Annotated in this window: 12 protein-coding genes and 1 pseudogene; 4 read left to right on the top strand and 9 right to left on the bottom strand. The window is 64.9% G+C overall.

Translation table 11 applies throughout. The annotated features are described in order from the left end of the window. Window positions 1-10 precede the first annotated feature (10 nt). The gene (locus tag AC5Y3Z_RS20550; protein WP_463824261.1) at window positions 11-748 is read left to right on the top strand and encodes a DJ-1/PfpI family protein; all 738 of its coding nucleotides are present in this window, start codon (window positions 11-13) and stop codon (window positions 746-748) included. Here the strand turns inward: AC5Y3Z_RS20550 and AC5Y3Z_RS20545 are convergent. Continuing rightward, window positions 745-1,221: a nuclear transport factor 2 family protein gene (locus tag AC5Y3Z_RS20545; RefSeq protein ID WP_463824260.1), complete on the bottom strand. Its 477-nt coding sequence runs from the start codon at window positions 1,219-1,221 to the stop codon at window positions 745-747. The genes AC5Y3Z_RS20550 and AC5Y3Z_RS20545 overlap by 4 nt on opposite strands. Window positions 1,222-1,240: 19 nt before the next feature. Here AC5Y3Z_RS20545 and AC5Y3Z_RS20540 point away from each other — a divergent pair, with 19 nt between their 5' ends. Further along, on the top strand, window positions 1,241-2,008 hold the full coding sequence (locus AC5Y3Z_RS20540; RefSeq protein WP_463824259.1) for an SDR family oxidoreductase: 768 nt from the start codon (window positions 1,241-1,243) through the stop codon (window positions 2,006-2,008). Window positions 2,009-2,017: 9 nt separating this feature from the next. Here AC5Y3Z_RS20540 and AC5Y3Z_RS20535 read toward each other — a convergent pair whose 3' ends face one another. The 5 genes and pseudogenes from AC5Y3Z_RS20535 to AC5Y3Z_RS20515 all read right to left on the bottom strand — a co-directional run. Further along, on the bottom strand, window positions 2,018-2,785 hold the full coding sequence (locus AC5Y3Z_RS20535; protein WP_463824258.1) for a YqjF family protein: 768 nt from the start codon (window positions 2,783-2,785) through the stop codon (window positions 2,018-2,020). A 4-nt stretch (window positions 2,786-2,789) separates the two neighbouring features. Continuing rightward, window positions 2,790-4,643: a fatty acyl-AMP ligase gene (locus tag AC5Y3Z_RS20530; RefSeq protein WP_463824257.1), complete on the bottom strand. Its 1,854-nt coding sequence runs from the start codon at window positions 4,641-4,643 to the stop codon at window positions 2,790-2,792. A gap of 47 nt (window positions 4,644-4,690) precedes the next feature. Continuing rightward, a complete protein-coding gene (gene lipD / locus AC5Y3Z_RS20525) occupies window positions 4,691-5,968 on the bottom strand; it encodes a lipase LipD (RefSeq protein ID WP_463824256.1) in 1,278 nt (425 codons plus the stop codon). Window positions 5,969-6,030: 62 nt separating this feature from the next. After that, complete coding sequence (locus tag AC5Y3Z_RS20520; RefSeq protein ID WP_463824255.1) at window positions 6,031-7,152, bottom strand: serine hydrolase domain-containing protein; 1,122 nt, start codon at window positions 7,150-7,152, stop codon at window positions 6,031-6,033. A 35-nt stretch (window positions 7,153-7,187) separates the two neighbouring features. After that, a pseudogene (locus AC5Y3Z_RS20515) lies at window positions 7,188-7,340 on the bottom strand (lysophospholipid acyltransferase family protein); the annotation flags it as partial. Window positions 7,341-7,573: 233 nt separating this feature from the next. On the opposite strand from AC5Y3Z_RS20515, the gene AC5Y3Z_RS20510 reads away from it, so the two are divergent. Beyond that, window positions 7,574-8,038, top strand: coding sequence for an SRPBCC family protein (locus AC5Y3Z_RS20510; RefSeq protein ID WP_463824254.1), 465 nt, complete (start codon window positions 7,574-7,576; stop codon window positions 8,036-8,038). A 92-nt stretch (window positions 8,039-8,130) separates the two neighbouring features. Here the strand turns inward: AC5Y3Z_RS20510 and AC5Y3Z_RS20505 are convergent, their stop codons facing one another. Together AC5Y3Z_RS20505 and AC5Y3Z_RS20500 are read right to left on the bottom strand one after the other, a co-directional pair. Further along, window positions 8,131-9,288 carry an LLM class flavin-dependent oxidoreductase gene (locus tag AC5Y3Z_RS20505; protein ID WP_463824253.1) on the bottom strand — a complete coding sequence of 386 codons (1,158 nt, stop codon included), beginning with the start codon at window positions 9,286-9,288 and terminating at the stop codon, window positions 8,131-8,133. 320 nt (window positions 9,289-9,608) lie between these two features. Further along, window positions 9,609-10,052 carry a hypothetical protein gene (locus AC5Y3Z_RS20500; RefSeq protein WP_463824252.1) on the bottom strand — a complete coding sequence of 148 codons (444 nt, stop codon included), beginning with the start codon at window positions 10,050-10,052 and terminating at the stop codon, window positions 9,609-9,611. Window positions 10,053-10,728: 676 nt separating this feature from the next. On the opposite strand from AC5Y3Z_RS20500, the gene AC5Y3Z_RS20495 reads away from it, so the two are divergent. Continuing rightward, window positions 10,729-13,551, top strand: a complete 2,823-nt coding sequence (locus tag AC5Y3Z_RS20495) for a PPE domain-containing protein (RefSeq protein WP_499926346.1) — start codon at window positions 10,729-10,731, stop codon at window positions 13,549-13,551. 22 nt (window positions 13,552-13,573) lie between these two features. Here the strand turns inward: AC5Y3Z_RS20495 and aceA are convergent, their stop codons facing one another. After that, window positions 13,574-15,862, bottom strand: a complete 2,289-nt coding sequence (gene aceA / locus AC5Y3Z_RS20490; protein WP_463824250.1) for an isocitrate lyase ICL2 — start codon at window positions 15,860-15,862, stop codon at window positions 13,574-13,576. Between the last annotated feature and the right edge of the window lie 7 nt (window positions 15,863-15,869).

Genomic DNA, 15,869 nt, shown 5'->3' with positions numbered 1-15,869 from the left:
GAGAATCCCGATGACCCAGATCGCCTTCGTGGCCTACCCGGATTTCACCGCACTCGACATGATCGGGCCCTACGAGATCCTGCGCCAGCTGCCGCACACCGAGGTGCGCTTCGTCTGGCACGACGTCGGGCCGGTCACCGCCGACTCCGGAGTGCTGGTGATCGGCGCCACGCACTCGCTGGCCGAAACGCCCTCCCCCGACGTGATTCTGGTGCCGGGCGGGCCCGGGACACCGGTGCACGCCCGCGATGAGAAGCTGCTCGAGTGGCTGCGCCAAGCACATCGGACGGCGAGCTGGACCACGTCGGTGTGCTCTGGATCGGTGATTCTGGCGGCCGCCGGCCTGCTCAAGGGCCGGCGCGCGACGTCGCACTGGCTGACCATCCCGGCACTGAAAGCGTTTGGCGCGATTCCCGTCACCGATGAACGAATTGTGCACGAGGACAACATCATCACCAGCGCGGGAGTTTCCGCGGGTCTCGACCTCGGCCTGTGGCTGGCCGGTCAGATGGGCGGGGAAGGCCGCGCCAAGGCGATCCAGCTGGCCCTCGAGTACGACCCGCAGCCACCGTTCGACAGCGGCCATCTGTCCAAGGCATCGGCCACCACCAAAGCCGCCGCCACCGCGCTGCTGTCCAGGGACAGCGCCCGGCCGGCCATGCTCAAAGCCGCGACAATGTTGGCCTGGCAGCAGGCGCTGAACGCTGCCCGCTCGCGCCGGCGCAAGCGGTCGTCGGCCTCGAGCTAGGCCTTGGGTTCGGGGAACTTCGTGGACGCGAACCGGCCGCCGGCCTCCAGCCAGGCGCCGACGACGCCGGGCGCGTCACGGTTGGGGTTGTAGATGTCCTCTTCGCTGCTGAACAGACCGTCGCCGGCGTAGACCAGCCGGGTCCAGTTCGGGAACCAGAACGGCTCTCCGTCGGGGTCGGTGGGGTGATCGAGCAGGTTCCTGATCATGATCACCACGGCATCGTTGTCTTCGTCGTAGGCGGTCCAGTCCGAGGGAAACCGCATGTGCGGGAACGGCGCCATCACGGAGACGATCCATTCGCGCACCTCCTCGCGACCGTGGAAGGTCCCGTAGTGATGCTCGGTGTAGACCACGTCCTCGGTGAACAGATCCGCGAAGGGACGCCAATCGCCCGACGCGGAGCATCCTTCGACGACGGTCGTGTAGTGGCGGACGGCTTCCTCGATCTCTGCTTTGGCGAACTTGCCCATACCGGACAGACTAGATCCCATGACGGTGTTGGATCTGTTCGACTTGCACGGCAAGACGGCTTTGGTGACCGGAGCCTCCAGCGGTATCGGTAAGCAGGTGGCTCTGGCCTACGTCGAAGCCGGAGCCGAAGTGGCGATTGCCGCAAGGCATTTGGATGCTCTGACGGAGTTGGCCGAGCAGATCGCCGCGATGGGAGGCCGGGCGGTGCCCATCGTGTGCGACGTGACCCGGCAAGATCAGGTGACCGCCATGGTGGATCAGCTCACTGAGCACCTGGGCGGCATCGACATCGCGGTGTGCAATGCCGGCATCGTCTCGGACACCCCGATGCTGGAGATGTCGCTGCAGGAGTTTCAACGGATCCAGGACACCAACGTGACCGGGGTCTTCCTCACCGCCCAGGCCGCCGCCAAGGCAATGGTGCGGCAGGGCCGCGGCGGGTCCATCATCACCACCGCGTCGATGTCAGGTCATATCATCAACGTCCCGCAGCAGGTGGGTCACTACTGCACCACCAAGGCGGCGGTCATCCACCTCACCAAAGCGATGGCGGTCGAATTCGCGCCATACGAGATCCGGGTCAACAGCATCAGTCCCGGGTACATCCGTACCGAGCTGGTCGAGCCGCTCGCCGACTATCACCGCGTGTGGGAGCCGAAGATCCCGATGGGACGGATCGGCCGGCCCGAAGAACTCACCGGCCTGTACCTCTACCTGGCCAGCGCGGCTTCCAGCTATATGACCGGATCCGACCTGATCATCGACGGCGGATACACCTGTCCGTGAGCCGGATTGCTACGCAACCAGGCAGGGCCGGCCGAACTGGGTCCGTACCCCTGGGGAGAACAGCGCGCGCAGCCGGTCGCCGCTGGGCGTGATTCCGGCAGCCGCCACCAGCTCGTCGTGCAGTTCCACGATCTCGGCGGCCTGCACCGTCCATTCCGCGTGTTGGTTCGGAACCCACCAGGTGCGTCCGGCCTTGCGGGTGTGCGCGCCCCAGCGGGCGGTGAGCCACACCTCGAGCGGTGTCGGGGTGATCGGCTCGCCGACGGTGACTGTCACCAGGCTGCGCAGCCCGCGCCGCGGCCAGCGCCGAACGCTGTGATAACTGATCTGGTTGCCGGACCGGGCGATGCGCATCTTGGCCCAGGTGTAGGGGACGCCCAGACCGATCCGGGTGACCGGCACGACTGCTAGACGCGCTGTCTCCAGCGACCGGAACAGCACTCCGTGGCGTCCGGCATCGTCGACCGAGTACAGCCGCACATTGGTCTCGTGGAACGTACCGAAGTATGGAAGTGGCAGCGCTGCAACAAGTTTGGTGCTGGTCATGGTGAACGGCACCAGCCCGACGTAGGTCAGGCCGTCGGCGAAGACGTCGGGCCGGGTGCCGGGCGGGTACAGATGCGCGATGCTGGCAGGCGTCACCGGCCAGTGCAGGAACGTCAGATCGGCCCAGTGCTGGTCGAAGGTGACCGGACGGATCAGGGGCGGCGGTCTCACCGGGAACCCCGCCAGCTCCGGGACCCGATCGGATCCCTCGGCCGACGGGTCGGTGGTCATCGGATCATGGTGACACGGCGTCGTGCCCGCCGAACGCGCCGCTCAGATACTGGACGCGGCAGGCCACCCGCGCGAGCTTGCCGCTGGTGGTACGCGGGATGGCCCCGGCCGGCAGGAACCGCACATCGGCGACCGACAACCGGTGGCGGGCCGCCACGGCCGCGCGGATCGCGTCGAGCGCAGGTGCCGGGTCAGCCCGCCCGGTGCCGGTGGCGCGCTCGGCGATGATGACCAGAGCGTGGCGGCCCTCGCGGGGCACCGTGAACGCCGTCGCGTAGCCCCGGCGCACCATCGGCGATGCTTCCGCGACGGTCGCCTCGATGTCCTGCGGGTAGTGGTGTGTGTCGTCGATGGTGATCAGATCGGCGATCCGGCCGGTGACGTAGAGTTCGCCGTCGACGTACACGGCCAGATCCCCGGTCCGCAGCCAGTCACCACCGATATCTGATCCGGCGGCGTGGCTACCCGTTCGGAGGGTGGCCCCCAGTTTGGCTCCGAAGGTCAGCCGCGTCTGTTCCGGCCGACGCCAGTAACCGCGGCCGACGTTGTCACCTTGCAGCCACGGTTCGCCGACCTGGCCATCCGGCAGTTCTGCTCCGGTCTCCGGATCCACGATCACCGCCCACAGGCTGCGGGCCACCTGCCCGCAGGACACCTGTGCGACGGCGGTGGGAGCGTCGGCAGCTACCTGGACCGCCCGGCCCGCACCGAGCTGCTCGCGGTCCAGATAGATCACCGACGTCTCGGCGGCGTGGTCGATGGTCGCGATCATCAGGGTCGCCTCGGCGATACCGTAGGACGGTTTGAATGCCTTGCGCGGCAACCCATATGAGGAGAACGCCTTATTGAATGCGGTCACCGCCTCGATGCTGACCGGTTCGGAACCGATGATCAGCACGACGTTGGCGAGGTCGATATCTTCACCGGGTGCGGGAAGTCCGCGCTGCGCGGCCCATTCGTAGGCGAAGTTCGGCGCCGCGGTGACGACGCGACCGGTGCGTGATCCCGCCGAGAGAGCCTGGATCCAGCGCTGCGGCCGGCGCACGAACGCCGTCGGGGACATCAGGGTGGTGTGGCCTCCGTAGACGGTGGGGAAGCCGATCATCGACAGGCCCATGTCGTGATACAGCGGCAGCCAGCTCACGCCGTGGGTGTTGCGGTTGAGCAGGTCGATCGACAGGATCATCTGCACCAGGTTGGTGGCCACCGCGCGGTGGGTGATCTCCACGCCGACAGGGGCCCGGGTGGCACCTGAGGTGTATTGCAGGTATGAGACCGCGTCCATGTCCAGCGCGACCGGAGCAAACCGGTCCTGGTCCGAGTCGGGAATTTCGTCGATGACCAGCACGCGCGGTGCCTGCAACCGGCTGACGTTTGCCAGAAACTGCTGCACCCCGTCGCGCGCCGCGGTCGTGGTGAGCACGACTTTCGGGGTCGAATCCAGTAGGGCTGTTTCCAGCCGCTCGGCGTGGCCCGGCAGTTCCGGTGCGAACAGTGGCACCGCGATGGTTCCCGCTTTGATTGCGGCGTAGTAGCCGGCGACCCAGTCGATGCTCTGGGGTGCCAGGATCGCGACCCGGTCGCCGGGTCCCGCGTGCTGCTGGATGTGCGCGCTGATGGCGCGCAGGCGCACCCCGAACTGAGTCCAGGTCACTTCCAGCGCGCGCCCGGCGCCCAGGCCGCTGTGGTCGAGGTAGCGGTATGCGATCTCGTCGCCGACGTACCTGATGTTGCGGTCGATCAACGAGATCAGCGTGGTGTCCGGCGGAAGGGCGATGTTGCCGTCCGTGGCCAGGCAATCCTCGATCTGCAGTAGCCCATCACGCACTGCAGGCTCCGGTCGGACACCGCCATCCATAACCGAAGTCTATAAATCGTCCTTGGCGCCCTCGGGCGGTGCGGGCGCTACTGCCCCGCGGCCGGCTCGTGCTCGCCGGGATCGTGATACGTCGCACCGAGACGCGGCACCTCCAACGGTCCGTCTTTGCGCGCCGCATCGACGGCGTTGGTGAGCAGCGGGGCCAACCCCGCGAACGAACCCACGTCGAACAGCAGCAGCGTCAGCAGACGGTTGTGCACGTATCCGAACGAGCTGCCCGTCTCCGGATCGGCCCATCCCACGGTGCCGCCCAGACCGATGTGGCCGTAACCTTCCAAAAAGCCTGGGACAGGCGATGATTGATAACCCTGGTGATAGGTGAAGGGCAGTCCCAGATTCAGGTCCGGCCACAACTCGGCTTTGCCTTTCATGCCTGATACCGCCTCGGACGACAACAGTCGCGTGCCGTCGATGACACCGTCGTTGGCCAGCACCGCGTACGTTTTTGCCAGGGCACGCGCGGTCACCACACCGTTGACCGCGGGCAGCTCGCCGTCCAGGAACGGCATGTCGTCCTGCAGCATCGACATGATGCCCGGGAAGTAGATCGAGCCCAGCAACCCGGAAAAGGACAGTCCGGCAACCTTGGGTGCGATGAAGTCCAGCAGCGGCGTCGGGATCTTGGCCTGGGGCAACAACGTCTGCGCCGCTTTGGTCGGGCAGTCCGCGGGTGGCCGGCCGAGGTGCAGGCCGTCGGTGTCCAGCGGTCGGGCGAGTTCCTCGCGGAACAGTTCCCGCATGCCCTTGCCGGTCACCGCACGGGCCAGGCCCGACAACAGCCAGCCGTAGGTGATCGCGTGGTAGGCCATCTTGCCGTGCGCACGGTCCACCGGCGCGGCGGCCAGCCGCTCCTCCATCAACAGGTGATCCATGATCGTGTCCTTGTCCACACCCTTCAGGTGTGACAGTCCGGCGCGGTGTCGCAGCATGTCGCTCACGGTGATCTCGGATTTGCCGTTCGCGCCGAACTCGGGCCAGTAGTCGGCGACCGGTGCGTCATAGCACAACAGGCCGCGGTCGACGAGGAGATGAATAATGGTGGCGGCTAACCCTTTTGTCGCGGAGAACACCATGGCCCCGGTGTCGGCGGTCCACGGTTCGTTGCCCTTGCGGTCCGAGTAGCCTGTCCAGACATCGACCACCTGCCGGCCGTCGATGAAGACCGAGAGCGCACCGCCGCCGAATATGCGCCCGGGATACAACCCGGCGAATGCCCGGATGACATTGAGAAAGCGGGAGTCGCAGGCACCCTGCACGCTCGACGGTAAGCCGTTGTCGGTGGTGAGAATCGACGGTTGCGCCATACCGTGAATCATGGCAGCCGCGCCGCGCGCCGTATAGGAATTGCGCGCTGTCGCGAACGGACTTATGACCCCGGCATCCAGATGCTTCCCAGCGACTCGACCATGGCGCCCGGATCCTGACTGTCGACGTTGCAGCTGACGGCGATCGCAGTGCGACGGTCGCTGCTGACCCGGAATGCCGTGAGGAAACCGGCCCAGGTGCCCGGGTGGTCGAGCATGCCGTTGGCGAGCGACTGGATTCCGGCGCCGTAGCGGTCGCCGCCGCCGGGGTCGGTTTCCACGGCTCCGGCCAGCTGTGCGTCGAGTAGAGTCGGGCCGCCGACCTTACCGGTGCGGTAGTTGTCGGCCCACCGGACCAACTGGCTCATGGTGGTCTGGATTCCGCGGTCGCCTACTTGTTCCCACTTGAAATCTGTGGCCTGAAAGTCGTTGTCGCCCTTGCTGTATGCCACTGCTTTATTGGGAACGCCCGCCACCGGTTCGAGCACCATGGTCAGGCCGAGCGGACGGAAGATCTCCGTGCTGAGGAAGTCCGCGAGGGACCGGCCGGAGACGCGGTGCACAATCTCGCCGAGCAACAGGTAGTTGGAATTGACGTACTCGTAGCGCGCGCCGGGCTTAGAGGTCAACTCCGGTACCGCGACCAGGGTCTGCAGGGCCTGGGCCTCGGTGGTGCGGTCGCTGAAGTTCAACCCCTGCTCTTGAAGCAGGCTGGTGTATTCGGGGATCCCACTGGTGTGATGCATCAGTTGCGCGAGGCTGACGTTTGCGGCCCACGGCGGCATTTCAGTGATGTACTTGGACAGCGGATCGTCCAAGGTCAGCTTGCCTGCCTGAACCAGGAGCAGGATTGCGGTGGCGGTGAATTGCTTTGAGACCGAAGCGATATCGAAAACCGTGTCCGCGGTGATCTTGGCTTTGTTGCTCAGGTTGGCAAGTCCGGCAACCCCGGTCCACGCCACCCGGCCCTCGATCCCGACGGCCGCCGAGCAGCCTGGCCCGTCGGCCTTGACCGCAGAGTCCAGCACATTCTGGCTAGCACCCGCCTGGGCGCCGGAGGCTGCCGCGGTGCTGCCGGTGCTGGATTGAGTGGCGGGCGTGCGGGCTGGGCTGCTGCACCCGCCGAGAAGCAGCGCTGCCACCAGCAACGCGCCGCTGCGGCGATAAGGTAGTGAGGATCTCATATGTTGTCCCGCAATCTCATTGGCCATATTCCCGGTCAGGTGTCGGTTTGGAGAAGCCGTCCGACAACCGATCGGGTCGGGTCGGCTTCGCGCTCGGCGATCATCAATTCGATGCCGGTTTCAATCGCCGCCGCGGTGCGTTCACGGACCTTGCGCGCTGCGTGGCCGTCGGCTTCCCGGCCCTTGAACGTTCAGCCTGCGCAGCGGCTTCAGCAACGTGAGCATCGCAGCGATGTCGGCCTGGTGTGGGTGCCATCTCAACGGCATCGGCGTTCGGCACACCGTGAGTATGCCCCGGCAGCGGCGCCGCGTGGACGATTCCGCGACCTGCGGTACGTGACCCGCCCGGATCGGTGGTGCGCGGGTGCGCGATAGGGTACGCGGCAGCATCATTCCAGGTCGGATACCTCAGGAGTCAGCCATGTCGGGTCGGAAGTTCACGTTCGAGGTCAACAAGACCACCAGCGCGCCCCCCGCGACGGTATTCCAGCTGGTGGCCGACGGTGGCAACTGGTCCAGCTGGGCGAAACCGATCGTCGTGTCGTCGAGCTGGGTCCGCCAGGGCGACCCGGCTCCCGGGGGCGTAGGGGCGGTCCGCAAGCTGGGGATGTGGCCGGTGTTCGTGCAGGAGGAAACCACTGCCTATGAGCAGGATCGGCGGCACGCCTACAAGCTGGTGGGTCCGCGGCAGCCGGTCACCGACTATGTCGCCGAAGTGGTCCTCACACCGAACTCGTCGGGTGGCACCGACATCCGTTGGAGTGGCTCGTTCATCGAGAAGGCCCGGGGTACCGGACCAGCCGCCCGCGCGGCGATGGGCGGCGCAGTCAAATTCTTCGCAGGCCAGCTGGTAAAGGCTGCCGAGCGGCAATCTGGCGCTCAGTAGTCCTGCCGCGCAACACTTTTCGCCGTTCCTGGACGGTTTGGCCAAGGTAGCGGGTGGCGGCGAAATCCGTCCGGCGGCTGCCGTCCTGGCGGCTATCCGACCTCGTCCTGGTACTTCTTGGTCATGTGCTCGATGGCCTGCAACTGCGTCTGAGCCAGGCTGTCGCGCATCTGTCCGGCTCGCGCGGCGGCGTCTAAGGTGGGTTGGGCCTGTCCCTGGAAGTGCGGCATCACTTCGGCGGCGAACAACTCGGCTGACCGCCTGGTCGCTGCCGGGTTGGCCCACTCATGACCCATCTGCAGCATGCAGCCGAATCCGCCCGATTGGTCCCATAACCGCTGGATCTGTTCGCGGGCGCGTTCGGGCGTGCCGATCACGCCGGCGCCGTTGCCGTTGATCATGTCGATCATCTCGTCGAGCCGGTCGCCCGGCATCGTCATCTGCGGGAATGCGGCGACCTTCTGGAAGTAGCGGAACCAGGGCTCGATGCCGAATTTTACGTCGGCACGGGCCTGTTCGTCGGTCTCGGCGATGTGCATCGGTCCGACCAGGCTCCAGTTGCTGCGGTCGACGTGGGCACCGAATTTGGCGGCGCGCTCCTCGACGATGCCCCAGTGGTAGGCCAGCGCGTCGAACCCTTCGATGGTCAGGGTCGCTCCGATCGACAACAGCCCGATGCCGTGCTTGCCGGCCAACCGCGCTCCCGTCGGCGACGCGACCGCGGCCACCGCCAAGGGAATCCCGCTGGCCGAGTAGGGAGCGAGCTGCAATTTGGCGTCGAACAATTGGTGGGTGGCGGTCTTGGCGGTCACCGTCTCCCCCGCCAGCAGACGCACCACGATGTCGAGATTGGACTCGAGTAGCTCGCGTGTGTCTGTCGGGGTCAGCCCGATCATGGCGGAGTCGGTCGGCAGTGATCCGGGGCCAACTCCGCCGATGATGCGTCCGTGGGTGAGATGGTCGAGCAGCATCAGCCGGTCCGCGACCCACAGCGGGTTGTGATAGGACAGCGAAATCACTCCGGTGCCGAATCGTATCCGCTTGGCGCGCTGAGCCGCTGCTCCGATGAAAACCTCTGGCGAGCTGATGATCTCGCTGCCTGCCGAGTGGTGTTCGCCGATCCACGCCTCGTCGAAACCGAGGGAGTCGAGGTGCTCGACGAACTCCAAGTCACGTTGCAGCGCAAGCGTGGGATTGGTGCCGGCGCGGTGGAATGGCGCGATGAAGTATCCGAACCTGAGCTTCTCCATCGGGGCTCCCTTGCGATCGGCCTGGACGAACTTTAGCCCGACGACAATGCCCGCCGGGATGGCGGGTTGAGGAGTCGGGCGGTCGGGTCGGGCCGACGACAATGCCCGCCGGGATGGCGGGTTGAGGGTCGGGCAGTCGGGTCGGGCCGACGACGATGCCCGCCGGGATGGCGGGTTGAGGGTCGGGCAGTCGGGTCGGGCCGACGACGATGCCCGCCGGGATGGCGGGTTGAGGGTCGGGCAGTCGGGTCGGGCCGACAACGCAAACGAGGACCGGTAGTTACCGGTCCTCGTTCGTCTCCGTCAACGACGTCGGATGATCACGGGAAGCCCCCGCAGAGGTTGCCGACGCAACCGCCGCCGCCACCCGGTCCGCCGCCGCCACCGCCGACCCCGGGAATGGTGCCGCTACCGCCGCCCGGCCCGCCGCCACCGGTCGGCCCGCCAGGCACGCTGCCGCCGCCGCCGTCGGGTCCACCACCGCCGCCGGGGCCGCCGGGTACCGTGCCGCCGCCACCGCCGGGCCCGCCGCCACCGGTGGGGCCGCCCGGGACGCTGCCGCCGCCACCGCCGGGACCACCGGTACCACCGGGCGAAGTTTCGGTCGGTGCGCCGGACGGGGCCGTGGTGCTGGTGGCCGGGGTTGTCGTCGGCGTAGTGCTGCTACTCGGGGACTTGTTGTCGCCGCCACCGCAGGCCACTGCCATAAGAAGCATGGCGCCACCGCCGAAGGCGGCAAACGCCGTCTTGACTTGAGATCTCATCAGACTCACCAATCTTCACTCTTGTCGCGCATGTGCCGGGGTCGCATACCCCCTAATCTGACGCCGGAAACTCGGGGGCGGCGCCCTCGGTTTCCGGCCTGCCTGCCGTGGTCGTATGAGTCACATTGTCTGGACTTGGGTTTCGGCGCGGGTCGTGAGCTGCGCGTGCGCAGGTCCGTTGCCACGGGTTTCTGCGGGAAATTCGGCGCTCACGTGGCTTGACGCAAGTCAATTCGGTTCACACCGGCGCGGTGTCCATTAAGCGCAATTAATCGCATTTTTCCATTGTGTCAATTTGCAGTGTATTTGAGTCACATATGTGGCGCTATGTTGCGTAGCCCTGCCCACTTCGCGGCACACGCAGGGTGACTGCTGGTGGCTGAGTTCCGTTGGGGTGCTTGAAGGCCCACCGCACGCGGCAGCTCTCGCCGTTGACATCAGGGGGTGGAACTTCTGCTCCAATGTCGATTTGTAAAGCAGATTGTCACTGAGACCGTAAGATAATCACATTTAGATAACGGTTGAATAGCGATTTGATAAATAAGACTCCTCGGCCTGGGGGTCGCCCGTAGCTTGTCGGCTACGACACAGCTTGCTGGCGACTGTGGGTCGGGGGGCCCGTATCCGGTTGTCACAAACTGCGATTGGCGCTTGTCCCCTGAGAGAGGTTGAGACGATGAACTATTCAGTGCTGCCGCCCGAGGTCAACTCGGCACTGATATTCGCCGGCGCGGGAACCGAGCCGATGCTGGCGGCTGCGGCAGCCTGGGAGGGTCTTGCAGATGAATTGTCCTCTGCCGCAGCGACCTTCGAATCAGTAACGGCCGGATTGGTCGATGGAGCTTGGCAGGGATCGGCGGCCGCGGCGATGATGGCTGCCGCAGCCCCCTATGCCGGCTGGCTCAGTGCCACGGCATCGCATGCCGGACAAGCCGCGGCGCAGGCAGGTGCCATGGCGGCCGAGTTCGAGGCCGTCGCGTCGGCGATCGTGCATCCGGAGCTGATTGCAGCTAATCGCAACGCCTTTGTGTCACTGGTGTTGTCCAACATCTTCGGACAGAACGCTCCCGCGATCGCGTCCGCGGAAGCGCTCTACGAGGAGATGTGGGCGCTGGACGTCTCGGTGATGTCCGCCTACCACGTCGGCGCCTCCGCTGCGGTATCCGCGCTGACGCCGTTCGTGCAACCGCTACAGAGTCTGGTCGGAGGCATGAGCGCTGGAGCGGCAATGGTAGGTCCACTGGCAGCCGCCGCGGTACCGGAGCGATCCCTCAATCTGAGCCTGATCCCGCCCATCGCAGGCATTGGAAATCTCGGTTTCGGGAATGTCGGACTGACTAATTTCGGCAACGCAAACTTCGGCGACTTCAACCTCGGTTCCGGGAACCTCGGTAGCTCGAACTTCGGCTGGGGAAACCTGGGCGGCAATAACTTCGGGCTCGGCAACCTCGGTAGCGGCAATATCGGCTTCGGCAACATCGGCGTCGGTAACTTCGGCTTCGGAAACACGGGTAACGGCAACATCGGTATCGGGCTGGCCGGCAACGGTCAGATCGGCATCGGCGGTCTCAACTCCGGCTCTGGCAACTTCGGGTTGTTCAACTCGGGGAACGGCAATATCGGCTTCTTCAACTCCGGAAGCGGCAACTTCGGCATCGGCAACTCCGGCGACTTCAACACCGGTTTGTGGAACTCCGGCCGGGCCAACACCGGCTTTTTGAATGCGGGATCGTTCAACACCGGGTTCCTGGACGTCGGCAACGCGAATACCGGCACCTACAACGTCGGCAACTTCAACATGGGGGACTTCAACACCGCCTCCTCGAACACAGGTTCCTTCAACAACGGTGCGTCTAACACCGGCTTCTTCAACCAAGGAAACCTGAACACCGGGTTCCTGAACCTCGGGGACATGAACAACGGCCTGTTCAACACCGGCCAATTGAACAACGGCGTCTTCTACCAGGGCACCGGCCAGGGCAACCTGTTCTTCTCGATCGCAACTCCCGACATCACGTTGCCGCCGTTGGAGATACAGGCGATCACCGTCCCCGCCTTTGAGCTGCCGGCACTGCACATTCCGGGAATTTACGTTCCGCCCTTTGTCATCCCCGCCGGCACGACGTTGGCCGCATTCAATCTCCCGCGGTTGACCATCCCGGATTTGACTATTCCGCCGATTTCGATTGCGGCGGGTACGACGTTGGCCGCCTTCAATCTGCCTAGTTTGACGATTCCGGATTTGACTATTCCGCCGATTTCGATTGCGCCGGGTACGGCGTTGGGTGCGTTTGATCTGCCGAGTTTGACGATTCCGGACTTGACGATTCCGCCGATTTCGATTGCGGCGGGTACGACGTTGGCCGCCTTCAACCTGCCGAGTTTGACGATTCCGAACCTGACGATCCCGGGGATCTCTATCCCCGCCGGTAGCCAAATCGGTGGATTCTTCCTGCCCGGAATCGAGACACCACAGATTTTTGTGCCGGGCATCGAGACGGACCCGTTCTACACCCCGACGATTTCTACCCCTTACATCAACGGGCCCCGGTTAGATTTCCCGGGGATCAGCATCCCGATCCGGTTATTCCTGCCGAATAACATCATTGCCCTGCAAACGGGTGTTGCTGGTCAATATCCGGCCATTGGCACGTTCTACGGGATGCCGGGCGCCTTCCTTGAAACCGGAAGCTTCTCAGTCGGCCCCATCGGACTCTCCGCCTTCAGCATTTCCCCCATCGGGATCTCTGGCTTCTCCCTTCCCAGCTTGACCATCCCAGGCATCAATGTGGATCCGATCGAGGTCAAGCCCTTCCAGCTGCCCGCGATTGGTACGCAGCCAATATCCATTCCTGGGTTCACGATCGATCCGATCGGGTTGAGTAATTTGGTGTTGCCGAATATCACGACGGCGCCGGTGTCGATTCCTGGGTTCACGATCGATCCGATCGGGCTCAGTGATCTGGTGTTGCCGAATATCACGACGGCGCCGGTGTCGATTCCTGGGTTCACGATCGATCCGATCGGCCTCAGTGATCTGGTGTTGCCGAACCTCACCACAGTGGGTTTCACCACCCCGGCGCTCGACATCCCACCGTTCGGTCTGGCGGAATTCACCCTGCCGCCGCTGGTCATCCCGAGCATCCACCTACCCGCACAGGTCCTGGCCACTTTCCCCGTCCCCGGCGGCCCCGGTTACCTCAACACAACGATCAACCCGTCATCCGGCTTCTTCAACACCGGGATCGGTGGCAACTCAGGATTCGGCAACAACGGTGCGGGACTGTCGGGTTGGTACAACTCAAACGGTCCCGGGCTGCTGGGCGGCTCCGGCTACCAGAACTTCGGCGGCCTGATTTCGGGCTTCAACAACGTCGGCAGCGGCGTTTCCGGTCTTGCCAACGCCGGCGTTCTGGACCTGGCTCTGACCAGTCTCGTCTCCGGCATCGGCAACCTCGGCAACAACCTGTCGGGCCTGTTCTTCAGGGGCACCACATAACCAGGCCCGACCCCCGAATTAGTCAGTTCTCTTTGAGAATCAACTTTTTCAACGCCGCGCGGTCGGTGGTCAACAGCTCCTCGATGCGGGGCTTGTTGACCTCGGCGACGATGATCTCACCGACTTCCTGATAGACCTCGCTGAAGATGCCGTGCGACTTCATCTTCTCGGTCTGGTACTGGTTGTCCTCGGTCGGCGTCACGTAGTACACCGCGTCGGCCTTGAACCGATGCACCAGCCACAGATGGATCAGAGTCATCAGCCGCTTCTGACGCAGCTTTTCAGCGAAGGTGTTCTGGTCACGCACCTGCAGGATGCTGCGGCCGTGGCGGTCTTTGATGGGGTCGACCACAACGTTGGCCAGCTGCTCGTCACCGTCGCCGTAAATGCCCAGTTCCAGCACATCCGAGCCGGCGCGACGGGGCCGCAACGTGACCCGAAGCTTCTCGCCCAGCTGATAGTGCTCGCTCCAGATCGCCAGCCATTCCTCCAGCAGCTTCTTGGGCACCTCGGTCTGCACCAGATGCTGGTGTTGAGTGGACCCCTTGCCCATCGCCTTCGTGGTCGCCGTACGGCCGGAGACCGCCGCCAGGCCTGCGTCGCTGCGCGGCCCGCCAACCAGGGTTTGCGGTGTGCGATAAGGCGATTCGACCAGCCGCATCTTGCGCTGCAGGCGGGCCAGCGCCAGCATCCCGTCCTGGGTGAGGTTGGTAGCGAACTCTTCGGCAGCGACACCGTCGATCTGGTGTCCGCCGTAGGTGATGAAGTTGAAGACAAAGCCCATCTTGCCCAGTTCCGCTGGGAACTCCCGCATTTCCTCGTCGGTCATGCCGGTGGTGTCCCAGTTGAACGAGGGCGAGAGGTTGTAGGCCAGCATCTGGTCAGGGAACTTGGCGTGAATCGCTTCGGCGAACTGCCGGGCATCGGCCAGATCGGCTGTCTTGGTCTCCATCCACAGAATGTCGGCGAATGGCGCGGCGGCCAGGGACTTGGCGATCGCATACGGAATCCCGCCGCGGATCTGGTAGTAGCCCTCAGGGGTTTTCGCGAGCTCGCAGTCCCACCCCGGGTCGACACCCAACTCGGCGGCTTTCTGCCGGGCCTCGTAGAGCGACGCGGTCGCAGCGAACTCCCGCCATTCCTGGGAGCTCATGCCGCGCGGCTCGTCGTCGCTCTCACCGAATTCCAGGACCTCGGCCACGGCTTCGCCGTAGGTCAGCACCCCGGCGTCGTCCTCCCAGGCAGCCACGAAGCGGGATTCGACTTCGTCGTAGACGTCGTCGATCGAAGTCTCGCCGTTCTCCCGCCACGTCTTGACCGCCTCGGAGATCAGGTCGGCGATCCCCTGGCGCTCCAGCCATGCGTTGGCTCCCGCGTACTCGCCGTCGCTCAAGGCGTACAACAGATGGCCGTTGAGCTCCTCGACGCCCGAATCGTAGAAGCGTTTCATCATCGCCAGGAAGCAGGCCTTATAGGACGGAACCTTCAGGTTGGTGGCCCCGAGCAGGAAAGGCTGGTCGCGTTCGTCGCCGCGGCTGTCGAGGAGGTTGGCTGCCTCGGCGTCCGTACGGGCGACGATGATGCCCGGCACCCGCATGATGTCGAGTTGAAAGCGAGCGGCGTTGAGTCGCTTGATCTGCTCGTCGGACGGCACCAGAACCTTACCGCCCTGATGGCCGCACTTCTTGGTGCCCGGACGCTGGTCCTCGATGTGATAGCCCGGGACGCCGACCTCCACAAAACGCCGAATAAGGTTGCGCACGTGCGGATCTCCGCCGTGGCCGGTGTCGGCATCGGCGATGATGAATGGCCGGTAATCGTAGAACGTGGCGGTCGCCCGCTGCCGTTCGGTCATGTTCAGGCGCAGGTACTCCTGATTGCGGTCTGCGGTGAGCAGGGCGCGCACCAGGACCGCGGCGTCGTCAGGCACCTGGCTGAGCGGGTAGCTGGCCAGGTCTGGGCCCGGATCCTCGGTCGTGGACCCTTTGGCCGAGGTGGCCCAGCCGCCCAGGTAGATCCCTTCGATGCCCATCCGCTTCATGCTCACGGCCTGGCCGGGCGAGTACGGGCCAAATGTGGTGATGCTCTTCTTCTGCTCGAAGAGCTCACGCAGGCGCGGGTAGAAGGCGGCGGCGGCCTCGCGCGCCACGGTGTAGTCGACGGGAATCGTGCCGCGTTGCTCTACGACCTGGCGGGCCGTGTACAGGCGCGTGATGCCCGCGAACCGCGGACTGTCGAGGTAGCGCTGCGTGTCGGCGACCTCCTGCTCGAACTTCGATTGGACTGCATTGTCCGTTTCGGCGATGGCCATGGCCTTC

This window comes from Mycobacterium sp. NGS61 (assembly GCF_059812325.1).
This window is presented reverse-complemented; position numbering and strand designations above follow the sequence as displayed.